A 24158-nucleotide genomic window follows, 5' to 3' on the forward strand; every position below is an offset into this window, starting at 1 on the left:
TGCAATCTAGGGTGTTGGCGTGGGGCGGGGCATGGGTGTCGGCAAGAGGTTGGCGATCGGGGTAGGGGTGGTGCTGGGCGCAGCGGCGACTTCGGCGGTCGCACTGGCCCTATGGCTGCACGATCCCATCGACACCGCCGAGCACGTCGCCCGCGAGTGCCAGGTGGTGGCCTCGATTGAGCGCCAGCGCTTGTTCGATGCGGACGAGCGGGTCGCCGCCAAGCCGATGGTGTGGCGGCGCGCCGAAGCCGTCGAAGGCGCTCCTGGTCGGCTGCGAGGGGAGGGGCGTTCGTTGAAGGTCAAGGCGATCGGTGCGTTGCTCGCGTTTTCGCGACCCGGGCGCGCCGGAGCGATCGACTGTGACGCGGCCCTCGATCAGGCGCGTGTTCCCCACTCAGTCGGCAACCATGCCGGCGTGCCCGAAGAGCAGCTGAGTGTGCTGGGGCGGATCCGCTACTCGCGGGTCGTCTTCCTGCCCGGCGGTCGCTATGCGCTGATGTCGACGACGCATTGCGAGGTGAGGCGCGACCGAGACCCGGTCTGGACGGGCTGGGACCAGAAGACCGAAACCGAAATCTGGATGCGGCAGGGCCAGGAATGGCGAGCGGCCGAGCCCTTGCCGGTCCATCTCGTTCTCCATTCGCCCGAACGCAAGCTGCCGGCCCGCTGCTTCAGCCCGGGTTATGCGGGATAGCGGTTCCGGCCGCCTTGGCCGCGTCGTAGGCGGCCCATTCCTCTTCCATCTGCCGCTGCCAGCGGGCGCGCAGCACGGCGGGGCGCTGGCCGTGGCGGTCGTCGAGGAACTGCGCGGCCACCACCCGGTCGGTGCGGAAGTTGCGGAAGTCGTCGCGAAGCTCGCACCAGGCGATCAGCATGCGCGTGGTGGCCATGTAGCCGACGGTCACCGGCCAGACGACGCGCTGGCTGACCGCGCCCTTCTCGTCGCGATAGTCCAGGCGGATCTTGCGGCCGGCGTGGATCCAGGCCCGGGTCTGGGCCATGTCGATGCCGTCGGGCGCCGGGTTCCACGGGGCGGGGGCGCGGGTGGCGGGCTCCAGCACGTAGGGGCGCAGGTTGTCGGGCACCGCGGCGGCGATCTTCGCGATCAGGTCGCGGGCGGCGGTGGCCAGGGCCGGATCGCCTCGGCCGGCCACCCATTGGGCGCCCAGCACGGCGGCTTCGATCTCGTCCGGCGTCAGCATCAGGGGCGGCATGTCGTATCCGGCCTCCAGCACGTAGCCGACGCCCGCCTCGCCGCGGATGGGCGCCCTCTGACCGACCAGTGCGGCGATATCGCGATAGACGCTGCGCTTTGAGGTCTCCAGTTCGGCGGCGATGGCGTCGGCGGTGACCGGCGCTCGGCTGCGGCGAAGGATCTGGATGATCTGGAATAGGCGTTCAGCGCGTCTCATGGGTCTCACTGTGCCGGATCGTTGCTGACAGCATGCTGGCAGCAGGGTGGCGGCAGTCTCTCCCCATCGCAATACCGCACGAGAGGGACCTCGAGATGATCACGCTCTACGCCGCCGGCCCGGCCTACGGTCTCCCCGAAGGCAGCCCCTATGTCACCAAGACCGAGATCCACCTGATGATGGCGGGCCTGGCCTACCGCAAGGTCCCCGCCCATCCGGAGACCTCGCCCAAGGGCCAGCTGCCCTGGATCGACGACGACGGCGTCAAGGTCGCCGACTCCACCTTCATCCGCGCCTATCTGGAGCGCAGCTACGGGCTCGACCTGGATGCGGGCCTCTCCCGCGTCGAACGGGCCCAGGCCTGGGCGATCGAGCGGATGGTCGAGAACCAGCTGGGCTGGGCCAACTGCTACTTCCGCTTCTTCGACTTCGACAATTTCGAGAAGGGGCCGGCCCGCTGGTTCGACGGCGCGCCCGAAGCCATCCGCCAGGACCTGAAGGCGGGGCTGCTGGATGCCGTCGAGGCCAACCTCAAGGCCGTCGGGATCGGACGCCATTCGCCTGACGAGATCGTCGAGCTGGCTTCGTGGTCGCTGACCGCCCTGTCGGAGATGCTCGGCGACAAGGCCTTCATGATGGGGCCGGCGCCGACCAGCGTCGACGCCATCGTCTTCGGCGTGCTGGCCCAGATCCTGACGCCGTTCTTCGACTCGCCGATCCGTCGCCGGGCCGAGGGCTTCTGCAACCTTGTGGCCTATGCCGAGCGGATGCTGGCGACCTTCTACCCCGCCTTCGCGTCGGACATTGCGCCCGAGGCGCTCAAGGCGGCCTAGGTAGCCGCCCGGGCGTTGTGCCGGGGCCGTCCATCCTGTAGATGCGACGCATTCTTATGACTGTCGCGGAATCCATAGGCCTGGGACGATCCCGGACGCGCCGGCGGGGCGGGGACAAGGTCCTCGCCGCCGGCGTGTCGGTGGGGCTGCATGCGGCCGTCATCGTCGGGCTGGTGGGCTTTGTTCGCGCCATGCCGGGCCTGGCCGAACCGCCGGCCATGGAGGCGGCGCTGTTCGAGGCCATCGCGCCCAGTCCCGAGCCCTCGCCGTCCCGTGCGTCCAGCCAGCGGCGCGAGCGGGCCGTACCTCGGGAGATGCGGGCCGTTTCTCCGATCCGGCCACGTCCGGTTCCGATTCCCGCGCCCGACCCGCTGATCGCCGCGCCGCAGGTCGCGCCCCAGCCCGTCGAGATCCGCTCGGCCTCGACGGCGACGCCCGTGGCGGTCGCGACCTCGGCCGCGTCGGCCCCGGCCGGCGGCGGGGCCCCCGCGCAGGTGCGCGGCGAGGCGGCCAAGAGCCACGATCCCTACGCGGCCCAGGTGCTGTCGTGGATCGAGGCGCGCAAGGTGATGCCCGAGGCCCTCAAGCGCCGCCGCACCCACGGCGTGGTGGTGGTCGCCTTCACCCTCGACCGCTTCGGCCGGATGTCGCGGGCGGTGATCGTCGAGAGCAGCGGCGACCGCGCGCTCGACGCGGCGGCCATGGACCTGCTGTCCACCGCCGCCCCGTTCCCCAAGGCCCCCCGCGACTCCGACTGGAACCGCCGCCGCTTCGAGACCCCGATCTCCTACGCCGTGAAGGGCTGATCGAGGTCATTCCACTCTGGGGGGAGGTGGCCCGGAGGGCCGGAGGGGGCTGGCGTAGGCGCCAGGAACCCCCTCAGTCGGCTGTGCCGACAGCTCCCCCAGAGGGGGAGCATCTTGGCGCTCCCGAGGGGCAGGCGCCTACAGCGTCTCCAGGAACGCCACCAGCGCGGCCTTCTCCTCGCGGCTCAGGCCCAGCGGCCTCAGCAGCGGGGTCGTGGTCGGGAACAGGCGGTCGCCGGCCTGTTCGGGCTTGGGCCGCGGGCGCGCGCCGCCCTCGTTGTAGAAGTTCACCGTCCCCTCCAGCGTGGGGAAGATGCCGTTGTGCATGTAGGGCCCGGTCTTGGAGATCCCGCGCAACGACGGCGTCAGGAACGCGCCGACGTCGGCCGGGTCGCCGCTGACCTCGTAGCGGCCCAGGTCCTGCAGCTTGCGGCCGTAGAAGCTGAGGCCGATGTTGTGGAACTTGCCGTCCGACAGCAGCGGGCCGTTGTGGCAGTTCACGCAGCCGGCCTTGCCCTGGAACAGCTCCAGCCCCTGCAGTTCCTGGTCGCTCAGCACCCGGCCGCCCAGCGACAGCATGCGGTCCCACTTGCTGCTGCGCGGCTTGAGGGTGCGCTGGTAGGCGGCTAGGGCCCTGGCCGCGTCGGGCAGGGTCGGGCGACGGGCGCCGAACACCGCCTGGAAGTCCTTGCGGTAGTCGGGATCGGCGGCCAGGCGGCGTTCGATCTCGCGCGGGTCGCCGGCCATCTCCTTGTGGTCGACCACGGGGCCCAGGGCCTGGGTCTCCAGGCTGCCGGCGCGGCCGTCCCAGAACAGCGGCGTGCGCCAGGCCACGACGCTGAGCGTCGGGGCGTTGCGGCGGCCGCGCTGGCGGTCGTGGCCGAACGAGGTCTTCACCCCGTCGCCGAAGGCCAGTTCGGGATTGTGGCACGAGGCGCAGGCGATCTGGCCCGAGCCCGACAGCTTGGGATCGTCGAACAGCTTGCGGCCCAGGGCGATCTTTTCCGGCGTCTGGGGATTGTCGGCCGGGACGCTCGGGGCGGGCAGGGCGCCGAAGGGCGTGAAGCTGGCCCCCGGCAGCAGGGTGGGGGCGGGCCAGCTGTCGGGCTTGCCCACGAAGGCGGCGCGGCGAAGCGCCGTCGGGTCCGGAAGCGGCGCCAGCCCGATCAGGGCCGCCGCCGTTCCCAGCAGGAGAAGGAGATTCGCCGCGCGCTTCATGGATTAGAACTTGTAGCTCATGCCCACCCAGAACGACCGGCCCATGCGGTAGGGCTGGCTGATCGAGGAGGCCGTCACCGTCTGGGGCAGGGTGTCGAACAGGTTGGTCACCTTCACGTCCAGCCGCGCCTCGCCATAGGCGGTCTTGGCCACCAGGGCCGAGACGTTGGCGTTGAAGGTGGTCTGGGCCTTGTAGCGGATCACGTCCCACACCGCATAGCGCACGCCGTCGACGGTCTGGGTCGAGCCCGTCTCTTCGATCTGGTCATAGCCCGAACGCCAGCGGGCGTTGAGGTTGGTGCGGATCCGGCCCTTCCACCAGTCGGCGCTCCAGTCGCCGTTGATCAGGCCGGGGGCGGCGTAGTTCAGGCGCTGGTTGGTGGCGATCACCGACAGCAGGCTGCGGACCTGGCCCTTGTAGTAGACCAGTTCGTCGCCGTACTCGGCCTCGTCCGAGGGATCGACAAGGGTGTTGTCGCCCATGTTGTCCTCGGTCTTCGCCCACGAGCCGTTCACGCTGAAGGTGTGACGGCCCACGCCCCGGGTCCATTCCGCCGACAGGCTGCGGAACGAGGTCTCGCCGTCGTTGCCGAGATAGGTGGTGCGGTAGGTGTAGGTCTGGCCGTTGGTCTCGCGGATGTAGTTCTGCACCTCCTCGACGCCGGCCGTGAACTGGTCGCGGGTCTCGCGGGCCACGCCCTTCAGGCGCGCCACGCCGCCGAACAGCGGCTTGGAGAGCGCGAAGGTCAGCTCGTCCGAATAGGGGATCGCCAGGCCCGAGCCGGCGACGCCGGCCGACACCGAGTGCGTGCTCAGCGTCCAGGCGTTCATCACCCGCTGGCCGTTCACGATCGAGCTGGTGCGGTTGTAGACGTAGTTGCCAGGGTACTGCGACTTGATCGCGTAGCCCAGGAAGTCCCGCGAGTAGTAGCGGTTGGCGCCGACGGTGGCGGTGACGTCCCACGGCATCTCGTAGACCACCGACAGGCGCGGGGCGAAGTTGTGCTTGGCGACCAGGCTTTCGTGGTCGTAGCGCAGGCCGGCCCGCACGGTCAGCGGACCGCGGCTGACCTCGTACTCGGCGAAGGCGGCCACGGCGTCGACCTCGGCCGAGGCGTCATAGGCCTTGTAGAGGCTGTAGACGGTCAGGGCGGCGTCGCCGGCGATGCAGGCCGGGTCGCCCTGCGAGCAGACGATGCGGCTGTCGACGGTGGTGGTGCGGTAGGCGTAGTTGTCGACCGGGCGGCTCTTGCGGGCCTCCACGTGGCTGTAGTCGATGCCCAGGCGCAGGTCGCCGCCCAGCAGCGGCTGGTTCCAGCGCGCCTGCAGGCCCAGGTCCTCCTGCCACTGGTCGAGGTCGCCGAAGCTGCCGTCGACGCAGTTGGTCGCCGAGCACCAGTTGGCGTAGGCGGCGGCCGACGACCAGGTGAACAGCGTGGAGGGGGCCTCGCGGCCGCTGCGCGCCTTGGCGTAGGTGGCGGTCAGCGACCAGTCGGCCTCGCCGCGCTTGCCCAGCAGTTCGATCTTGCTGGTCACGCCGCCGCCCTTCTGGGTCATCACCGCGTTGCGCGAGTTGGAGGCCGAGTTCTGGCTCGTATAGGGGCTGTAGGCGACCTGGCCGCGCAGGGTCAGGTCGGGCGCCAGGTCGACCTCGACCTTGGCCAGGGCGTTGTCGGTGCGGCTCTTCAGGCCGAAGGGCGTGCCGCCGTAGTTGGCGTGCCGGTAGTAGGTCATGTCGGTCTGCTGGCGGCCGCCGGCCAGCAGCACGCGAACCTTGTCGTTGATCGGCAGGTCGACCGAGCCGCTGACGCGGCACTTCTCGTAGTTCGGCGGCTCGGGCTCGGCGCCGTTCAGGGCGTCGCGGACGACCCCCGGGATCTTGAACGAGGTCATGCTGTCGTTGGTGCAGCCGGCCGTGACCGAGGCGCCGAAGACGTGCGCGGGCTGGCGGGTCTCGATCTGCACGACGCCGCCGGTGAAGCCGCCATAGCGGGCCGAGACGTTGCTGTCGCGCACGGTCACCGATTCCAGCAGGTTGCTGTCCAGCCAGATCGACTGGGCGCTGCCGCCGGCGGCCTCGTTGTAGTCCTGGGGGTTGCCGATATCGACGACGTCCAGGCGGCTGTTCACGCCCACGCCGTCGATCGAGAAGTAGTTGTCGTAGAACTGGCCGCCCGAGATCGAGACCTTGGCCGGACGCATGTCCTGGATGCTTTCCTGCGTCGCCAGGCCCTGGTCGGAGTCGAAGTTGGCGAACGGCAGGATCTTCAGGGTCTCGATGACGTCGCCGGTGCCGGGCGAGCGGTCCTCGATCGCGCGGCGGGTGATCTTCGAGGTGCCGGAATCGACCGGGTCGTTGGCCTCGTAGGCCGCGGCGGGCGGCGCGGCGCTGGTCGCCTCGATGCTGACTTTCGGCAGGCGCTCGGCTTTTTCGTCCTGGCTCCAGGCCTGGCTGGCCGCGCCCATCGCCACGGCCATGGCCGCGGTCGTCATCATCACTCGCTTCATCACTCGCCCCGTATCAACGCTCGTGCGTATCAATCGCATCAAGGGCGGGGGTCATACGGACGTTGAGAGTGGTTCGCAACTAAGGGATCGCCGCAGCCGGCAAAAAATGGGCGAAACCTGGGAAGAACTGCGAACCGGTCGTCGGTTGGCGACTACCGTTACTTGCGTCGTTCTTTCAGCTCTTCCAGGAAGCGATATTCCAGCGCCTGCTCGAACTCGCTGGCCTCGACGAAGCGGCGCTTCATCGAGAGGCCGGGAAACCCGGCTTCGTCGGCCCGCTCGGTCTTGGCGCTGGCGGGCCTGAAGCGCGGACCCCGGTGGGGCGCGCTCTCCGGCTCGGCGGCGGGCAGTTCGGCGGCGTTCTGGGAAGCCAGCTGCTCGGCGGCCTCGGCCGGGCTGACCACGCCGTCGCCGTCCCGGTCGGCCAGGTTCAGCACCAGCCTCTGCGGCGCCAGCGGCGAGGCGGCTGGCGCCTGGGCCATGGCCGGAGCGGCCAGCAGCAGGGGCAGAGCGAGGGCGGCGAGGCGGATCATGGCGCGTCTCCACGGAACGCCGCAGCGTGACTCAGACCGCGGCGGCGCGCAACTCGGGCGAGAGCCGTCAGTATTCGTCGTCGCCGTCGAGATCGAACGGCAGTTCGTCCTGGTCGCCCTTGGCCTCGCGGGCGGCCTTGGACACCGGCTTGTAGGGACGATCGGGCGGCAGGTAGGCCGGTTCGTCGGCGGTATCGCCGTCGTCGGCCCAGCCCTGGATCGGCGCGTCCGGGTCCGACCACGGCGGATCGGCGGCCTCGGGGCCGTCGTCGATCTCCTCGAACAGCGGCGCGGTGGCGACGGCCGCGGCGGTCGCGCCGGCGCCGGCGGTCACCGCCTCGCGGGCCGAACGATAAGGCTTGGGCTTGTCGGCCTGGGCGGCCGGTTCCGGTCGGCGGGCGATCTCGGGTTCGGAGGCCTTGGCGGCGGGCGAGGCGCCGCGCGGGGCCAGCGGCCGGCGCACGATCGCTTCGGCGCGGGCCAGCCAGCGGTTGGCCTCCTGGATCGCCAGGGCGGGCGAACGGCTCTGGCGCTGCTGCTCGTCGCCCTCCAGCCAGAGGTCGAGTTCGAAGTCGGGGTGGCGCGGATCGTCGAAGATCAGCCGCAGGCAGACGCGGGCGGCCTGCTGCACGATCTGGTCGATCGCCCGGCGCTGCTCGCCGCGGAACACCCGGCCCACCACCTGGTTGTCGACCGACAGCTCGGCGCCCATCAGCTCGTCGATGCGATAGAGCAGGCACCAGGTCCCGCTGTCCCAGGCGACGGCGGCGGTGTTGGTGTCGAACGAGAAGCCCACGCCCTTGCCGCGGCCGCGAGCGATGATGACGGTCTCCGGCTCGCCCTTGAGCACATGGCGCAGGGCGCGGCGGATGCGACGCTCTTCGTCCATGAACCAGATGGCCGCGCTGCCCATGAAGGTGACGGCCGACCCGGCGATGGCGACAAGCAACAGGAGGCGCCAGAACTCGCTCATGGCGCGGAGGCTAGCGGCGTTCGCGGATTCGCGACAGAGGCGCCGGCTACCGGCGCCGTGAGCGCTTGCGCGGCGCCGTTTCAGAAGGACATTCTAGCTGCGCACAACTATGGAGCGCGATATGCGGATGCCGCTCATCGGAATGGCGATCGGCGCGGCGATGCTCTCAGGGTGCGCTTCGGCCTCGTTCGAGATCTCCAGGCAAGATCAGATCGACGACGTCGAGCGGGTGCGCGCCGGGTTCGACGCCGGCATTCTCGCCGCGGGAGGCTCGGTGAGTTATCCGGCGATGGATTACTCGACGGCCCGTTGCCGCTGGGCGGCGGGCGATCCGACCCTCGCGGTCTGTCGCACTCAGCGCAAGTTCCTGAATCGGCCGTGGAGGTCCGTTACGGTCAGCTACCGTCGCGACGCGGCCGGACTCTGGGCCCAGGTGGACCGTCCGGGCTCCTAGAGCGCCAGCGTCGCCACCACCGGCACGTGGTCGGAGGGCTTTTCCTTGTCGCGCTCGTCGCGGTGGATCTTCACCTCGGCCAGCTTGTCGGCCGCCTGCGGCGACAGCAGCAGGTGGTCGATGCGGATGCCCAGGTTCCGGGGCCAGGCGCCGGCCTGGTAGTCCCAGAAGGTGTAGCCGCCGGGCGTCCCGTCCGCCTGCATGTAGGCGTCGGTGAAGCCGAGGTTCTTGAGCGCCCGGAAGGCCGCGCGGCTCTCGGGCTGGAAAAGGGCGTCGCCCAGCCAAGCCTCGGGATTGGCCACGTCCTCGACCTCGGGGATGACGTTGTAGTCGCCCGCGATGACCAACGGCTCCTCGAAGGCGAGGAGGCCCTTGGCGTGTTCGTGCAGGCGGCGCATCCACGACAGCTTGTAGGCGAACTTCTCGGTGCCGATCGGATTGCCGTTGGGCAGGTAGATGCCGATCACCCGCACCGGCTTGGGGCCCGAGATCACCGCCTCGACATAGCGGGCCTGCTCGTCCTCGGCGTCGCCGTCCAGCAGCGGCAGGCCCTTGCGGACGTCCTCGACCGGGTGCTTGGAGAGCAGGGCCACGCCGTTATAGGTCTTCTGGCCATGGACGACGACGTTGTAGCCCAGGCGCTCGAAGGCCTCGGCCGGGAACTTTTCGTCGACGCACTTGATCTCCTGCAGCACCGCGACGTCGGGCGCCTCGGCCTCGAACCAGGCCAGGACGTTTTCCAGGCGGGCGTTGACCGAATTGACGTTCCAGGTGGCGATGCGCATGGCGGGCTCCGATAGGCGCGCGGAGGCTAGGGGGCGGCGGCCTCGCGCTCAAGCCATGGCAAGGAGATTTCCGGGGATAGGGAGGGACGCCGCAGGGCGTCCCTCCGTTCGCGCGGTCAGGCGTTGCGGGCCTGGCGACCGGCGCGCACCGCGGCGGCCAGTTCGTCCAGCACGCGCACCGACGTGTCCCAGTCGATGCAGGCGTCGGTGACCGACTGGCCGTAGGTCAGGGCCTTGCCGGGAACGATGTCCTGGCGGCCGGCCACGAGGTTGCTCTCGATCATCACGCCCATGATCGGCGAGGCGCCGGTCGCCACCTGGGCGGCGATGTCGGCGACCACGGCCGGCTGGTTCTCGTGGTTCTTGCCGCTGTTGGCGTGGCTGGCGTCGACCATCAGGCGCGGCGGCAGGCCGGCCTTCGTCAGGGCCTCCGCCGCCGCCGCGACGCTGGCGGCGTCGTAGTTGGGCGTCTTGCCGCCGCGGAGCACGACGTGGCTGTCGGCGTTGCCGGTGGTGGTGGCGATGGCGGCGCGGCCTTCCTTGGTCACGGCCAGGAAATGGTGCGGCTGGGCCGCGGCGGTGACCGCGTCGACCGCCACCTTCACGTCGCCGTTGGTGCCGTTCTTGAAGCCCACGGGGCACGACAGGCCAGACGCCATCTCGCGGTGGATCTGGCTTTCGGTGGTGCGGGCGCCGATCGCGCCCCAGGCCACTAGGTCGGCGATGTACTGCGGGGTGGTGACGTCCAGGAACTCGCAGGCCGCCGGCAGGCCCTGGGCGGCGACGTCGAGCAGCACCCGGCGCGCCAGGCGCAGGCCCTCGTTGATGTGGAAGCCGCCGTCCAGGCCCGGATCGTTGATCAGGCCCTTCCAGCCCACGGTCGTGCGCGGCTTTTCGAAGTAGACGCGCATGATCACTTCCAGCTCGCCGGCGTGGCGCTCGCGTTCGGCGGCCAGGCGGCTGGCGTAGTCGATGGCGGCCTTGGGGTCATGGATCGAGCAGGGGCCGATCACCACCACCAGGCGGTCGTCGCGACCGTGCAGGATCTCGTGCACCGCCTGGCGGGAGTCCTTGACGATCTCGGCGGTCGTCGAGGTGGCCGGCGCCTCGCCGATCACCTGGGCGGGCGGGCTGAGGGTCTGCAGGCGGGAAATGCGCAGGTCGTCGGTGGGGACGGGCAGCGAGACGAGATTGGCGGCGGTCGAGGATGGCATGGCGTGCTCCGGAAAATTCGCGGGGTCCGGCGGCCATCAAAAAAGCCGCCCGGGGAACCCCTGGCGGCTGGTGAAAGGCGTTTTTGGCGGCCAGATCTCAGGCCAAACGATCCCCTCCCGGCGCCAGAGGCGTCGGATAGCTAAAGTACCAAAACAGCTGTTGGCTGGCGGCGAGGGTCATCGACCTGACCGTAGAGCGTAGTTTGCGGCCTGTCACCCCCTTACTGCGTCGCGAGCGTCCAGCCGCGTTCAGGCGGGGAAGATCAGCACTTCGTCGGGGGCAAGCGAGCGCAGCGCGTCCAGCCGGTCGCCGCGCGGCGGGGCGTCGCGACGGCGCGGCGGCGTGATCTCGTCCTCGAGGCCGCCGGAATAGAGGTGCAGGAAGAGGCCCGCTCGGGGCAGGCGCAGGGAGGATTGGACGTCGGCGATCACGGCCGCCCACAGTTCGAAGCTGTCGACGCCCTCCTGCGAGCGGGTCGAGGCCTTGCGGCGATCAGCCAGCGCGCGGTCGATCTTGGCCTTGGACCATCCCTTGGCGGCCAGGCGCCGGGCTTCGTCCCCTTCGGCGGGGCCTTCGAGCGACGGCGCCAGGACCGTGCCGCAGTCGCACTCTCGCATGCAGGTCAGGTACTGGCGCTCGTCGGCGCGCAGGACGCGGCGCACGGACGGATTGTCGATCGCCTCGGCGGTTCGGCCATGCCGCTTCATCACCGCCCGCAAGGCGGCCTCGTCCTCGGTGGGAACGATCAGGGTGATGAAGTGGCACATGGCCCTTGGGCCCGTGCGTCAGATCGAGAAGCTGACGCCGCAGCCGCAGCTGGACTTGGCGTTGGGGTTCCTGACCCGGAACTCGGCGCCGGCCAATTCGTCGACGAAGTCGATCTCCGAGCCCTTCAGCAGGGCCAGCGAGACCACGTCGACCAGGGCCGAGGCGCCGTCGCGCTCGATCTTCAGGTCGTCCTGCTCGGCGGCCTCGACCAGGTCGAACCGGTACTGGAAGCCCGAGCAGCCGCCGCCGTCGACGGCCACGCGAAGCATCACTTCGCGGCCTTCGGCCTGGGAAAGGGCGTGCAGCCGGCGTGCGGCGTTGGAAGAAAGCGTAACGGTGGTGTCGGTCATGGCTGTGGAAACTTGATCTATCGCATATATGAGGGCGACCGCGTCCCGGGAAAAGGGGCGATCAGCAAAGGCCGCTCATGTCGACGTCTCCGTTCGCCGTCCCCCGCGCCCCCTACGCCGAAGATCCGAGCAAGTCGCGCGGGCGGCGCTACCAGGAAGACGAGAGCCGCACCCGCACGCCCTTCGCCCGCGACCGCGACCGCATCATCCACACCTCGGCCTTCCGCCGCCTGAAGGAAAAGACCCAGGTGTTCGTCGCCCACGAGGGCGACCAGTTCCGCACCCGCCTGACCCACTCGCTGGAAGTGGCCCAGATCGCCCGCTCGCTGGCCACCGCGCTGGGCCTGGACGCCGACCTGGCCGAGACCATTGCGCTCGCCCACGACCTGGGTCACCCGCCGTTCGGCCACGCCGGCGAGGACGAGCTGGAGCTGCAGACCAAGGAGTTCGGCGGCTTCGACCACAACGTCCAGACCTTCCGGGTCGTGACCGAGCTGGAGCACCGCTATCCCGACTTCGTCGGCCTGAACCTGACCTGGGAGACCCTGGAAGGGGTCATCAAGCACAACGGCCCGGTCATCCATAAGCTGGGCCAGCCGTCGTGGAAGGCGATCTCCAAGTACGACGGCGAGTACGGGCTCAAGCTCGACACCTGGGCTTCGGCCGAGGCGCAGGTGGCGGCCCTGTCGGACGACATCGCCTACAACAACCACGACATCGACGATGGGGTCGAGGCGGGGCTCTTCACGCTGGACGAGCTGATGGACGTGCCGCTGATCGGTCCGATCCTGGCGGCCGTTCGCAGCGAGCGGCCCGACCTCGACGCCCGCATCACCCGCCTGGAAGCCGTGCGCCGGATGATCGGCGCCATGGTCGACGACGTGATGGGCGAAACCCTGCAGCGGGCCGCCATCACCGGCGTCGCCTCGGCCGACGAGGTGCGGGCCCTGCCGCACGCGCTGGTGTCGTTCTCGTCCGACATGCTTGAGGACCTGGCCCGCCTGCGCGAGTTCCTGCATGCCCGGATGTACCGCCACTGGCGTGTGAACCGCACCCGCAGCCAGGCGCGCCGCATTCTGGCCGAGATGTTCACGCTGTTCTTGGCCGAACCCGAGGTGCTGCCATCGGAATGGTTCGCCAAGTCGCAGAACCGCGACCAAGCCGGAAGGGCTCGCGTGGTGTGCGACTACATCGCCGGCATGACCGATCGTTTCGCCATCGAGGAACACCGCAAGCTGTTCCATCTGGATGTGTGGAGCTGACGGGGCGAGCGCCGGGCGACGCACGACCGTCGAGGGTGCGACAGTTCTGAACGGCCATCGGGTCCAGTAGAGTAGGAACTTGCGCGCGTGATTCGCACATGGTGAACGCGCGCCGGAATTCTGGAGCCTTTTTCGATGTCCGACCCGCACCGCGGCGCCTATGCGCCGCCCACCGATGCGCCGCTTTCGTTCGATGCGCGCCAGCCGGTGCGCGGGTCGCGGCCCTTGCCGCTGACCCTGATCATCAGCGCCGTGGTGCTGGGCACCCTGCTGGTGGCCGTTTTCCTGATCTACCGCAACGGCATCCGCGGCCCCAACGAGCCGCCGCGCACCGTGGGCGAGCCGGTGGCCGAGATGAAGGCCGCCCCGGCGCCTGACCAGAACAAGCCCGACGAAGCCGCCGGCCTGCAGATCTACAGCCACGAGAACCCGACGGCCTCGCCGACCTACGCCGCGCCGCCGGAAGAGCCGATGGCCCGTCCGACCGCGCCGCCGCCGGCCGCTCCGGTGCAGAGCGCCAGCCTGCCGCCGGCCAAGCCCGCCGCCACGGCGCCCAGCGCTCCCGTGGCCGCGCCGCCCGCGGCCAAGCCGGCCGCCAAGCCCGCGCCGGCGCCCAGCATCGAAAGCCTGGCCACCGCCGCCGTCGCGCCGCCCAAGCCGGCGCCCGTCGCCGCGCCCAAGCCGGCCGCCGCCGCCTCGGGTCCGGCCAGCGTCCAGATCGGCGCCCTGTCGTCGACCGCCCTGGCCGACAAGGCCTGGAACGACGCCGCCCGCATCGCGCCGGGCCTGGCCGCCGGCAAAGGCAAGAAGGTCGAGGCGATCGACAAGAACGGCTCGACCCTCTACCGCACCTCGGTCACGGGCTTCTCCAGCCGCGCCGACGCCAAGGCGTTCTGCGACGCCCTGAGCGCCGCCGGCAAATCCTGCTTCGTGAAGTAGGCGAGGGGCCCATGAGCACGTCGTCCGCCGCCATCCTCGGCTGCGCCGGGACCGTCCTGTCGGCCGAGGAAGCCGCCTTCTTCCGCGACGTGCGGCCCTGGGGCTTCATCCTCTTCAAGCGCAACATCGACACGCCCGACCAGGTTCGCAAGCTGACCGCCGCGCTGCGCGATACGGTCGGCCGCCCCGACGCGCCGATCCTGATCGACCAGGAGGGCGGCCGCGTCGCCCGCCTGCAGCCGCCGCACTGGAACAAGTATCCGCCGGGCCGCGCCTATGGCGAACTCGTCGCCAACGACCCGCTGGTCGCGCGCGAGATCACCCGCCTGGGCGCGCGCCTGATCGCCCACGACCTGACCTCGCTGGGGATCAACGTCGACTGCGTGCCGGTGCTGGACGTGCCCGATCCCAAGGGCCACGAGATCATCGGCGACCGCGCCTATGGCGACACGCCCGAGCAGGTGGCGACCTTGGGCCGCGCCGCCGCCGAGGGCCTTCTGGCCGGCGGCGTGCTGCCGATCATCAAGCACATCCCCGGCCACGGCCGCGCCATGAGCGACAGCCACCTGGAACTGCCGGTGGTGAAGGCCAAGCTGGCCGAGCTCGACGCGCGCGACTTCGCCCCGTTCCGGGTGCTGTCGGACATGCCGATGGCGATGACCGCCCACGTTGTCTACACGGCCATCGATCGCCGCCGTCCGGCGACCACCTCCAAGAAGGCCATCAAGCAGATCATCCGCGGCTCGCTGGGCTTTGACGGCCTGCTGATGAGCGACGACCTGTCGATGAAGGCGCTGTCGGGCGACTTCAAGCAGCGCGCCAAGGACAGCCTGTCGGCCGGCTGCGACGTCGTCCTGCACTGCAACGGCGACATGGACGAGATGAAGGCCGTGATGGCCGGCGTCGGCAAGCTGTCCAAGGAAGCCCGCCGCCGCGCCCAGGCGGTCATGGGGCGTCTGGTCAAGGTTCCCGAACCCTTCGATCCCGCCGAGGCCCGCGCCCGCTTCGACGCCGCCTTCGACGGCCGGTACGCCGGGTGAGCACGGGCTTTCAGCCCACATTCGACTTCGCGGCCGCCCGGGAGGCGGCCGAAGACGGCGCGGCCCTGGTCATCGACATCGATGGCTACGAAGGGCCGCTGCACGTTCTGCTGGCCCTGGCGCGAAACCAGAAGGTCGACCTGCTGCAGCTGTCGATCACCCGCCTGGCCGAGCAGTACCTAGCCTTCGTGCAGCAGGCCCGCCGGGTGCGCTTCTCGCTGGCCGCCGACTACCTGGTGATGGCCGCCTGGCTGGCCTACCTGAAATCGCGCCTGCTGCTGCCCAAGCCCGAGCGCCCCAAGGCCGAGGAGCCGCCGGCCGAGGAGATGGCCGCCCAACTGGCCTTTCGCCTGGCCAAGCTGGACGCCATGCGCCGTTCGGTCGAAGCGCTGAAGGAGCGGCCCCAGCTCAAGCGCGAGGTCTTCATGCGCGGCGATCCGGACGCGGTGAAGATCGTCTCCTCGACCCGCTTCGAGGGCGATCTCTACGCGCTGATGAGCGCCTATATCAGCCAGCGAAAGCGCGAGCACGGTCGCCACTACGCCCCGCGTCCGCCCCAGGCCTATCCGCTGGAAGACGCCCGCGACCGCCTGCGCACCTTCCTGCCGAGGATGGAGGAGTGGACCGCCCTGTCCGGCGTCGCCCCCGTCGAACGCTGGGAGGAAGACCCCGAAGGCCCAACGCCCGCCAGCTACCTGGCCTCGACCCTGTCGGCCAGCCTGGAGCTGGCCAAGGAGGGCGCGCTGACCGTCCGCCAGATGGGCGCGTTCGAGGAGATCTACCTGCGCACCCGGACCGATGGCGGGGAGGGGCTGTTGTGATGTTGGCCGCTTCCAGGAACCTCCCCCCGTGGGGGAGGCGGCCGAAGGCCGGTGGGGGGGAGTTTTCAGCCTCTTCGGCGCCGGCGAATTTCCAAGCTACGTCCCCCCACCGATCGCTGCGCGATCGCCTCCCCCACGGGGGGAGGTTCCTCGTCATCGGCCCGCACAGCGCATGACCCTCGACCCCATCTTCACCGAACGCTGCATCGAGGCCCTGTTGTTCGCGGCGGCCGAGCCGCTGAGCGTCCAGGATCTGGCCAAGCGCCTGCCCGACGGCGCCGACATCCGCCAGGGGATCGCCGACCTGCGGCTGACCTGGGGCGGGCGGGGGATCGAGCTCGTCGAGGTGGCCGGCCGCTGGCGTTTCCAGACCGCCGCCGACCTTGCCTTCCTGATGACCGAGGAGCGCGAGGAGCCGCGGCGCCTGTCCAAGGCCGCCCAGGAAACCCTGGCCATCGTCGCCTACCACCAGCCCGTGACCCGAGCCGAGATCGAGGCCGTGCGTGGCGTGCAGGCCAGCCGCGGCACGCTGGACGTGCTGCTGGAGCTGGGCCTGATCCGCATGCGGGGGCGGCGCCGCACGCCGGGCCGGCCTGTGACCTTCGGCACCACCGACGCCTTCCTCGAGCACTACGGCCTGGCGAATCTGGGTGACCTGCCGGGCGTGGCCGAGATGAAGGCCGCGGGCCTGCTCGACCTCAACCTGCCGCCGGGCTTCACCGTTCCCGATCCGCTGGGGCTGCGCGACGACGAGGGCGAGGATCCGCTCGACGAGGGCGAGACCCCGGAATTCGCACAGGATTTCCTCGGCGAACTGGAGGGAAGCGACAAGGCCTAGCCTGTCTTGGCCGGGGCGCAATCGCCGCATTCCGTTCCGCTTGGCTCCACGCCACGCGGACGCCTATATTATCTGAGACATTGTAACGACACGCCGCAGCGGCTAAAGCGCCGCTGTCGCAAGGAGCACCGCCGTTATGGGTAGCATGAGCTGGATTCACTGGGTGATCGTGATCGCGGTCGTCGCCCTGCTTTTCGGCGGTCGCGGCAAGCTGTCCGGGATCATGGGTGACGCCGCCAAGGGCATCAAGGCGTTCAAGGACGGCCTGAAGGACGACAGCAGCCAGGAAGTGGCCGACAACAAGTCGACCGGCGCCCTGCCGCGCACCGAGGCCGAGAAGGAAGACCTGCGCAAGTCGTAAGGTCAGTCTAGCCGCGCCTTCCGAAACGAGGGCGCGGCCGCGTTTTTCATACTGCGCGGCCCAGGCCCTCCGCGGAGAGCCGGGCCGGTCTGAGGCGGTTGCATGCTTCCTGATATCGGCGGCGCAGAACTCCTGGTCATCGCCGCGGTCGCCCTGATCGTGGTCGGCCCCAAGGATCTGCCTGTTCTTCTGCGCAAGCTGGGCCAGTTCGTCGGCAAGATCCGCGGCATGGCCAATGAGTTCCGCGCCAGCTTCGACGAGATGGCCCGCCAGTCGGAGCTCGACGAGCTTCGCCGCGAGGTCGAGGCCATGCGCGCCGGCCAGTACGCCAATCCGGTGCAGAGCGCTGTCGACGAGGCCAAGGACGCCGGCGTCGACCAGGTGTTCGCCGACATCGACGCCAGCCTGAACAGCGGTTCGGTGCAGGCCCATCCTTACGCCGCCCACAATCCCGAGCCGGTCGCCGAGCCGCAGGCCGATGCGGCCGCGACGCTGGAGCCGCCGGCCAAGCCGGCCCGCAAGCGCGCGCCCAAGGCCGTCGCCGAGCCGACCGTCGAGATCGTCGCCAAGAAGCCGCGCGCCAAGGCCGCCTCCAAGGATGTCGGCGTCGCCGCCAAGCCTGCCCGCAAGCGCGCCGCCAAGGCCGCCGCCTCCAGCTCGGACATCGTTTCGTGACCAATTCGATCGGACATGATCCCGAAGACGAGATCGAGGCCTCGCGCGCCCCGCTGCTCGAGCACCTGACCGAACTGCGCTCGCGGCTGATCGTCTGCGTCGTGGCGCTGTTCGTCGGCTTCGGCGTCTGCTTCGCGTTCTCGACCCAGCTCTTCCTGTTCCTGATCCACCCGTTCGAGGTGGCCGCCGGCATGGTCGCGGCCAGCAAGAACGGCGCGCACCACAACCCCTTCGACCTGATCATGGTGCTGGTTGGCCTCAAGGACGCGCCGGTCGACGTGGCGCACCAGAAGTTCGTGTTCACCGCGCTGCTGGAGCAGTTCTTCACCAAGCTGAAGCTGTCGGCGTTCGGCGCCGTGGTCGTCACCTTCCCGGTGCTGGCCTGGCAGCTCTATCGTTTCGTCGCGCCGGGTCTCTACAAGAACGAGCGCAAGGCCTTCCTGCCGTTCCTGGTCGCCTCGCCGGTGCTGTTCCTGATGGGCGCGGCGCTGGTCTACTACGTGATGCTGCCGTTCATCGTCTGGTTCTCGATGAACCAGCAGATCTTCGGCGCGGGCATCTCGGTCGAGCTGCTGCCCAAGGTTTCGGACTACCTGACCCTGGTGACGTCGCTGCTGCTGGCCTTCGGCCTGTGCTTCCAACTGCCGGTGGTCGTGTCGCTTCTGGGCATGGCGGGCATCATCGACTCCAAGATGCTGCGCGCGGGCCGTCGCTACGCCATCGTCGGCGTGTTCATCGCCGCCGCCATCCTGACCCCGCCCGATCCCATCAGCCAGCTGACCCTGGCGATCCCCATGTGCCTGCTCTACGAGATCGGCATCTGGTGCGTCTGGATCATCGAGCGCGGCCGCGCCAAGCGCGAGGCCGAGGAGAGCACGGACGTCGTGGCGGTCTAGGCTGTCGTTTGACAATCCAGACCGTCGGTCCCAGGCTGACGTCATGGCGACGATGAACGTCTCTTTGTCGAAAGCGGACAAGGATTGGGTCGAGGAGCAGGCCCGAACCGATCGCTACGACACGCCCGCAGACTATGTGCGGGACCTGATCGAGCGTGATCGGGCGCGCCACGCCAAGATCCAGGCCATGCAGGTGCTGGTTGACGAGGCCTTGGCGTCCGGCGACAGCGAGCATGGCATGTCCGAGATCCTCGATATCGCCCGGGCGCGGGCCTGCGCACTTGGCCTATAGGCTCAGCCGCCGAGCCAGGGACGATCTCGTCGATATCTATATCGAAGGCGTACGCGCTTTGGGCCGGCAGCAGGCCGAGCGCTATCACGCGGGCCTTGAAGAGGTCTTCGGCTTCCTGGAAGCCTTTCCTCGGGCCGCTCCCGAACGCTCCGACATTACGCCTCCGGTTCGCGTCCATTCCTACAAGGCGCACATCATCGTCTACATGCTGGACGGTCACGACGTGCGTGTGCTGCGTGTTCGGCATGCTCACGAGGATTGGAGTGTCGATCCCGTCGGCTGAACGCCGCGCGAAAAGGTTGGCGCCCTTGCCGACGCGCCTTAGAGAAGGGCGTTTCTTAACGACTTCCTGCCGAGCTCATTCCGATGCACGACATCAAGGCCATCCGCGAAAATACCGAAGCCTATGAAGCCGCCTGGTCGGCCAAGGGGCGGTCGGGCGCGGCGTCGGAAGCCGTCAAGCTCGACGCCCAGCTGCGCGCGGCCCAGACCGCCCTGCAGGAAGCCCAGGCCAAGCGCAACGAGAGCTCCAAGCTGATCGGCATGGCCAAGGCCAAGAAGGACGAGGCCGAAGCCGCCCGCCTGATGGCCGAGGTCGAGGCGCTCAAGGGCCGCATGGCCGAGGCCTCGGAAGAAGAGCATCTCGTCGGCGCCAAGCTGAAGGACCTGCTGGCGTCCTTGCCCAACATTCCCGCCGCCGAAGTGCCCGAAGGCGAGGACGAGGCGGGCAATGTCGAGCAGCGCCGCTGGGGCGACGCCGCCAAGCTGCCGGCCGGCCGCCTGAACGCTCCCAAGGATCACGTCGACCTGGGCGCGGCCCTGGGCGGCATGGATTTCGAGGCCGCCGCCCGCATGAGCGGCGCGCGCTTCGTGGTGCTCAAGAAGGAGATCGCCCGGCTCGAACGCGCGCTCGGCCAGTTCATGCTCGACCTGCAGACGGTCGAGCACGGCTACACCGAGGTCAGCCCGCCGGTGCTGGTCAAGGACGACGCTCTGTTCGGCACGGGCCAACTGCCCAAGTTCGCCGAGGATCTGTTCCGCACCACGGGCGACCACTGGCTGATCCCCACCGCCGAGGTCTCCCTGACCAACCTCGTGCGCGAGCAGATCACCGGCGAGGAAGAGCTGCCGCTGCGCCTCACGGCCCTGACCTACTGCTTCCGTTCGGAGGCCGGCGCCTCGGGCCGCGACACCCGCGGCATGATCCGCCAGCACCAGTTCCAGAAGGTCGAGCTGGTCTCGGTCACGACGCCCGACCAGTCTGAAGCCGAGCACGAGCGCATGGTCGAGTGCGCCGAGGCCGTGCTGAAGAAGCTGGAGCTGCCGTTCCGCACCATGCTGCTGTGCAAGGGCGACATGGGCTTCGGCGCCCGCAAGACCTACGACCTGGAAGTCTGGCTGCCCAGCCAGGCGACCTATCGCGAGATCAGCTCGTGCTCCAACTGCGGCGACTTCCAGGCCCGCCGCATGGACGCCCGCTACAAGAAGGCCGGCGAGAAGGGCACGCACTACGTCCACACCCTGAACGGCTCGGGCCTGGCCGTCGGCCGCACCCTGGTGGCCGTGCTCGAGAACTACCAGGACGAAGCCGGCCGCATCGCCATCCCGGCCGTGCTGCAGCCCTACATGGGCGGCCTGACCCACATCGGGGGCGCTGCGTGAGGATCCTCCTCACCAACGACGATGGCATTCACGCTCCGGGGCTTGCGTCCCTGGAGCGCATCGCCGCGGCCCTGTCGGACGACGTCTGGGTCGTCGCGCCGGAATACGAGCAGTCGGGCGCCAGCCGCGCCCTGACCCTGGCCGACCCGCTGCGCGTGAGGAAGATCAGCGAGCGTCGGTTCGCCGTCGAAGGCACCCCTACCGACTGCGTGGCGCTGGCGTTCCAGGAACTGGTGCAGGGCGCGCGGCCCGACCTGGTCCTGTCGGGCGTCAACCGCGGCCAGAACCTGGCCGAGGACGTCACCCTGTCGGGCACCGTGGCCGGCGCCATCGAAGGCATGGTGCTGGGCGTTCCGTCCATCGCCCTGTCGCAGGCCATGACCTATTTCGCCGACGAGGTCGTCGCCCACTGGGAAACGGCCGAGCATTTCGCGCCGGGCATCGTGCGCCGCCTTCTGGAAGTGGGCTGGCCGTCGGACGTGGTGATGAACGTCAACTTCCCGCCGATCCCGCCCGAGCGCGTCGATGCCGTGGAAGTGACCCGGCAAGGCTTCCGCGACTCGCACTTGCGGCGCATTGAAAAGCGGACCGACCTGCGCGGTCGCGACTACTACTGGACGGGCTTCACCGCCAAGCCGTCCAATCCGCCGGAGGGCACCGATCTGAAGGCCGTTTACGAAGGGCGCATCTCGGTGACGCCCCTGCATATCGACCTGACGCACAACGCCACCGTCGCGGCCCTCAAGGGCGTGCTGGGCGGGGCGCCGCCCAAACTCGCCTCCAAGCCGGAGCCTGGCCTGTGATGGCGAGCGCCAAGCGCCCGGAAACGCCAGAAGCGCTGCTGAAGCGGCTGCTCGACGCCCTGCGCGCCCAGGGGGTGACCGATCCCGGCGTGCTGTCGGCGATCGAGAAGACCCCGCGCGACCTGTTCACGCCCGACCTCTTCAAGGAGCGGTCGTGGGAGGATTCGGCCCTGCCGATCGCCTGCGGCCAGACCATCAGCCAGCCGTTCATCGTCGGCCTGATGACCCAGGCCCTGACGGTCGAGCCGCGCTGTCGCGTGCTCGAGATCGGCACCGGCTCGGGCTACCAGACGGCGATCCTCAGCCGGGTGTCGCGCCTCGTCTATACGGTCGAGCGCTATCGCACCCTGATGAAGGAGGCCGAGGCGCGCTTTGCGACCCTGGGCCTGACCAACGTCATCACCAAGTTCGGCGACGGCTGGGAAGGCTGGCGCGAGCAGGCGCCTTTTGACCGTATTATGGTCACGGCTGCGGCGCAGGAAGAGCCTAAGGGGCTCCTGGCCCAGCTCAAGCCCAACGGCGTGCTCGTCGCGCCCGTTGGACGTGGGCCGGTCCAGAGCCTCCGCCGCTATGCCGGCGACGGGAAGGGGGGCTTCACGGTCGAAGCCCTGTGCGACGTGCGTTTCGTCCCGATCCTGGAAGGCGTCGCCCGCGAGTAGAGCGGGCCTGGCGTCCACAGGTTCGGTGACGTCGCGCGTGTTTGGTTAAGGTTTGATTCACCCTTGCGGCGGCGAGCTTGAAGGCTCCGCGAGGAAAGGAGAGGTCATGAGGCAGTTGTGGACGCAAGCGGCGGTGATCGCGCTGACGGCTGGAACGCTCGCGGCCTGCGAGACGACCGGCGCCCAGTATCCCACCCGCGCCGACGCCGGCGTCAGCCCGCCGCTCGTCCAGGCTCCGCCCGCCGCTCAGACCCCGCCGCCGGCCGCCCAGCCGCCTGAGGACGACGCCCCGCCGGTGACCGCGCCGGTCGCCGCCGGCGCGGTGTCCAGCCAGCCGCTGGCACCCGTGCCCTCCGACATTCCGCCGCCGCCCCCGCCGCCGGCCGACAGCCGTCCGATCCCGGCGCCGGCTCCCGTGCAACAGGCGCCGGCCATGCGTCCGGTCGTGGTGACCACCACCGGCGGCAAGGTCGTCGACGTCAGCGGCGGCCCGCAGACCTACACCGTCCAGTCGGGCGACGGCCTCGACGCCATCGGCCGCAAGATGGGCATCTCGCGCGTCGAGCTGGCCAAGCTGAACGACCTGGAAGAGCCCTATCGCCTGAAGCCGGGGCAGAAGCTGAAGGGCCCCTCGACCAAGGCCAAAGCCTATGTCGTCGAGAGCGGCGACACCCTCAGCGCCATCTCGCGCCGCTTCGGCGTCACCCCGGCCGCCCTGGCCGAGGAGAACGACCTGTCGACCGGCGCCTCGATCCGCGCCGGCCAGAAGATCCGCCTGCCGGAAGGCTACAAGGACAAGGGTCCGTCCAAGACCACGGTGATGCAGCCCGTTCCGGGCGGCTCGTCCACCCTGGCCGGGGCCGCGCCCGCGCCGACCCGCACGCCGACCGCCTCGGCCCCGCCGATCGGTTCGCGCCCGGCCGCGGCCCCGCCGCCGTCGCGCCCCGTGGTCGACGACGAGCCCACGCCCGCCGCGACCACCACCACGACCGTCAGCATCACCGGCAAGGTGATCGAGGTCGCGGGCAAGCCGAAGATCCACACCGTGAAGTCGGGCGACGCCATCGACTCGATCGCCCGCGATCTTGGCACCACCCGCAAGGACCTGGTCGAGGACAACGACCTGAAGGCCCCGTACGTGATCCGTCCGGGCCAGAAGCTCAAAGGCCCGGCCACCACCGACAAGGCCTATGTGGCCGAAAGCGGCGACACCCTGGCCGGCATCGCCAAGCGCTTCAACGTCAGCGTCTCGGCGCTGGCCAAGGAGAACAACCTGCGCACCGGCGCGTCGGTGAAGAAGGGCCAGAAGGTCGTCCTGCCCGACGGCTACAAGGACCGCGGCCCGGTCCGCACGACGGTGACCACGCCCGCGCCGCGTCCCTCGACCCCGGCTCCGACCACGACCGCCCAGGCGCCGATCGGCGCCTCGCCGGCCCCCGGGCCGTCGACCAGCGGCCTGCCGTCCAGCCCGCGCCCGTACACGCCGTCGGGCTCGTCCTCCAGCTATCCGCGTCCCAGCGCGCCGGTCTCGGCCCAGCCGATCACCCCGCCGCCGGCCCCGTCGCGTCCGATCATCGAGAGCAGCGCCCCGCCGACCGAGGCCGAGATCACGGCCGCCGGCCGTGGCCGCTTCGTCTGGCCGGTGCGCGGCGAGACCATCTCGGACTTCGGCCCCAAGGGCACGGGCCAGCGCAACGACGGCCTCAACATCCGCGCCTCGGCCGGCGCGCCGGTCAAGGCCGCCGCCTCGGGCGAGGTGGTCTACGCCGGCAACCAGGTGCCGGGCTTCGGCAACCTCGTGCTGGTCAAGCACGCCGACGGCTGGGTCACGGCCTACGCCCACCTGGCCACCACCGACGTGAAGATGCGCCAGCAGGTCGGCCAGGGCGAACAGCTCGGCACGGTCGGCCAGACCGGCGGCGTCAACGAGCCCCAGCTGCACTTCGAGGTCCGCTACGCCCCGACCCCGAAGGACAAGGCCAAGCCGATCGATCCGGGCCTGGTGCTGCCGCGCTAGGGTTCTCTCGCTGGATATGCAAAAGGCCTCCGGGACGC

Annotated in this window: 28 protein-coding genes; 18 read left to right on the forward strand and 10 right to left on the reverse strand. The window is 69.8% G+C overall.

The genetic code is table 11. The features are described 5' to 3' along the window. Positions 1–31: 31 nt before the first annotated feature. Positions 32–694, forward strand: coding sequence for a hypothetical protein (locus G5B46_RS20815; protein WP_165262039.1), 663 nt, complete (start codon positions 32–34; stop codon positions 692–694). Here G5B46_RS20815 and G5B46_RS20820 read toward each other — a convergent pair. Then, on the reverse strand, positions 672–1412 hold the full coding sequence (locus G5B46_RS20820) for a YafY family protein (RefSeq protein WP_165262041.1): 741 nt from the start codon (positions 1410–1412) through the stop codon (positions 672–674). The two genes, G5B46_RS20815 and G5B46_RS20820, sit on opposite strands and share 23 nt — an antisense overlap. A 95-nt stretch (positions 1413–1507) precedes the next feature. On the opposite strand from G5B46_RS20820, the gene G5B46_RS20825 reads away from it, so the two are divergent. Both G5B46_RS20825 and G5B46_RS24765 read left to right on the forward strand, forming a co-directional pair. Continuing rightward, on the forward strand, positions 1508–2245 hold the full coding sequence (locus G5B46_RS20825; RefSeq protein WP_165262043.1) for a glutathione S-transferase family protein: 738 nt from the start codon (positions 1508–1510) through the stop codon (positions 2243–2245). A gap of 134 nt (positions 2246–2379) precedes the next feature. Continuing rightward, positions 2380–3051, forward strand: a complete 672-nt coding sequence (locus G5B46_RS24765; protein ID WP_165262045.1) for a TonB family protein — start codon at positions 2380–2382, stop codon at positions 3049–3051. A gap of 138 nt (positions 3052–3189) precedes the next feature. On the opposite strand, the gene G5B46_RS20835 is transcribed toward G5B46_RS24765, so the two are convergent. From G5B46_RS20835 to G5B46_RS20850, 4 genes are all read right to left on the reverse strand, one after another. Then, positions 3190–4269 (reverse strand): cytochrome c peroxidase, encoded by a 1080-nt coding sequence (locus G5B46_RS20835; RefSeq protein WP_165262047.1) that lies wholly within the window; start codon positions 4267–4269, stop codon positions 3190–3192. 3 nt (positions 4270–4272) lie between these two features. Further along, the gene (locus tag G5B46_RS20840) at positions 4273–6765 is read right to left on the reverse strand and encodes a TonB-dependent receptor plug domain-containing protein (RefSeq protein WP_165262049.1); all 2493 of its coding nucleotides are present in this window, start codon (positions 6763–6765) and stop codon (positions 4273–4275) included. A gap of 170 nt (positions 6766–6935) precedes the next feature. Beyond that, on the reverse strand, positions 6936–7310 hold the full coding sequence (locus G5B46_RS20845; protein WP_165262051.1) for a hypothetical protein: 375 nt from the start codon (positions 7308–7310) through the stop codon (positions 6936–6938). A gap of 67 nt (positions 7311–7377) precedes the next feature. Next, positions 7378–8283 (reverse strand): hypothetical protein, encoded by a 906-nt coding sequence (locus G5B46_RS20850; protein ID WP_165262053.1) that lies wholly within the window; start codon positions 8281–8283, stop codon positions 7378–7380. 121 nt (positions 8284–8404) lie between these two features. Between G5B46_RS20850 and G5B46_RS20855 the strand changes: the two genes are divergently transcribed. After that, entirely contained in the window at positions 8405–8737 is a 333-nt protein-coding gene (locus G5B46_RS20855) for a hypothetical protein (RefSeq protein WP_165262055.1), read from the forward strand. On the opposite strand, the gene xth is transcribed toward G5B46_RS20855, so the two are convergent. From xth to erpA, 5 genes are all read right to left on the reverse strand, one after another. After that, on the reverse strand, positions 8734–9522 hold the full coding sequence (xth, locus tag G5B46_RS20860) for an exodeoxyribonuclease III (protein WP_165262057.1): 789 nt from the start codon (positions 9520–9522) through the stop codon (positions 8734–8736). The two genes, G5B46_RS20855 and xth, sit on opposite strands and share 4 nt — an antisense overlap. 116 nt (positions 9523–9638) lie before the next feature. After that, entirely contained in the window at positions 9639–10736 is a 1098-nt protein-coding gene (locus tag G5B46_RS20865) for a 3-deoxy-7-phosphoheptulonate synthase (protein WP_165262059.1), read from the reverse strand. A gap of 97 nt (positions 10737–10833) precedes the next feature. Then, positions 10834–10917, reverse strand: coding sequence for a hypothetical protein (locus G5B46_RS20870; RefSeq protein WP_165262165.1), 84 nt, complete (start codon positions 10915–10917; stop codon positions 10834–10836). A gap of 68 nt (positions 10918–10985) precedes the next feature. After that, complete coding sequence (locus tag G5B46_RS20875; protein ID WP_165262061.1) at positions 10986–11504, reverse strand: hypothetical protein; 519 nt, start codon at positions 11502–11504, stop codon at positions 10986–10988. A gap of 18 nt (positions 11505–11522) precedes the next feature. Next, positions 11523–11855, reverse strand: a complete 333-nt coding sequence (gene erpA / locus G5B46_RS20880) for an iron-sulfur cluster insertion protein ErpA (RefSeq protein WP_165262063.1) — start codon at positions 11853–11855, stop codon at positions 11523–11525. Positions 11856–11932: 77 nt separating this feature from the next. On the opposite strand from erpA, the gene G5B46_RS20885 reads away from it, so the two are divergent. The 14 genes from G5B46_RS20885 to G5B46_RS20950 all read left to right on the forward strand — a co-directional run bounded on the left by G5B46_RS20885 (position 11933) and on the right by G5B46_RS20950 (position 24120). Next, entirely contained in the window at positions 11933–13117 is a 1185-nt protein-coding gene (locus G5B46_RS20885; protein WP_165262065.1) for a deoxyguanosinetriphosphate triphosphohydrolase, read from the forward strand. Positions 13118–13252: 135 nt separating this feature from the next. Then, entirely contained in the window at positions 13253–14056 is an 804-nt protein-coding gene (locus G5B46_RS20890; RefSeq protein ID WP_165262067.1) for an SPOR domain-containing protein, read from the forward strand. Between the two features lie 11 nt (positions 14057–14067). After that, a complete protein-coding gene (gene nagZ / locus G5B46_RS20895) occupies positions 14068–15096 on the forward strand; it encodes a beta-N-acetylhexosaminidase (RefSeq protein ID WP_165262069.1) in 1029 nt (342 codons plus the stop codon). Further along, positions 15093–15917, forward strand: a complete 825-nt coding sequence (locus G5B46_RS20900) for a ScpA family protein (RefSeq protein ID WP_165262071.1) — start codon at positions 15093–15095, stop codon at positions 15915–15917. Before nagZ ends, G5B46_RS20900 begins: the two co-directional genes overlap by 4 nt. Positions 15918–16089: 172 nt before the next feature. After that, positions 16090–16755: an SMC-Scp complex subunit ScpB gene (scpB, locus tag G5B46_RS20905; protein ID WP_165262073.1), complete on the forward strand. Its 666-nt coding sequence runs from the start codon at positions 16090–16092 to the stop codon at positions 16753–16755. Positions 16756–16891: 136 nt separating this feature from the next. Further along, complete coding sequence (locus tag G5B46_RS20910; protein WP_058349436.1) at positions 16892–17116, forward strand: twin-arginine translocase TatA/TatE family subunit; 225 nt, start codon at positions 16892–16894, stop codon at positions 17114–17116. Positions 17117–17218: 102 nt separating this feature from the next. After that, on the forward strand, positions 17219–17791 hold the full coding sequence (gene tatB, locus G5B46_RS20915) for a Sec-independent protein translocase protein TatB (protein WP_165262075.1): 573 nt from the start codon (positions 17219–17221) through the stop codon (positions 17789–17791). Next, positions 17788–18687, forward strand: a complete 900-nt coding sequence (gene tatC / locus G5B46_RS20920) for a twin-arginine translocase subunit TatC (RefSeq protein ID WP_165262077.1) — start codon at positions 17788–17790, stop codon at positions 18685–18687. Before tatB ends, tatC begins: the two co-directional genes overlap by 4 nt. 43 nt (positions 18688–18730) lie before the next feature. Further along, positions 18731–18979: a type II toxin-antitoxin system ParD family antitoxin gene (locus G5B46_RS20925; RefSeq protein WP_165262079.1), complete on the forward strand. Its 249-nt coding sequence runs from the start codon at positions 18731–18733 to the stop codon at positions 18977–18979. Continuing rightward, complete coding sequence (locus G5B46_RS20930; protein WP_165262081.1) at positions 18969–19262, forward strand: type II toxin-antitoxin system RelE/ParE family toxin; 294 nt, start codon at positions 18969–18971, stop codon at positions 19260–19262. The genes G5B46_RS20925 and G5B46_RS20930 overlap by 11 nt, the downstream gene beginning before the upstream one ends. 83 nt (positions 19263–19345) lie before the next feature. Next, complete coding sequence (gene serS, locus G5B46_RS20935) at positions 19346–20641, forward strand: serine--tRNA ligase (protein ID WP_165262083.1); 1296 nt, start codon at positions 19346–19348, stop codon at positions 20639–20641. Then, positions 20638–21444 carry a 5'/3'-nucleotidase SurE gene (gene surE, locus G5B46_RS20940; RefSeq protein ID WP_165262085.1) on the forward strand — a complete coding sequence of 269 codons (807 nt, stop codon included), beginning with the start codon at positions 20638–20640 and terminating at the stop codon, positions 21442–21444. Before serS ends, surE begins: the two co-directional genes overlap by 4 nt. Beyond that, positions 21444–22103, forward strand: coding sequence for a protein-L-isoaspartate(D-aspartate) O-methyltransferase (locus tag G5B46_RS20945; protein WP_165262087.1), 660 nt, complete (start codon positions 21444–21446; stop codon positions 22101–22103). Before surE ends, G5B46_RS20945 begins: the two co-directional genes overlap by 1 nt. 106 nt (positions 22104–22209) lie before the next feature. Further along, positions 22210–24120, forward strand: a complete 1911-nt coding sequence (locus G5B46_RS20950) for a LysM peptidoglycan-binding domain-containing protein (protein ID WP_165262089.1) — start codon at positions 22210–22212, stop codon at positions 24118–24120. The last annotated feature ends 38 nt before the right edge of the window (positions 24121–24158 follow it).

It is taken from the genome of Caulobacter sp. 602-2 (assembly GCF_011043625.1).
Taxonomy (GTDB): domain Bacteria; phylum Pseudomonadota; class Alphaproteobacteria; order Caulobacterales; family Caulobacteraceae; genus Caulobacter.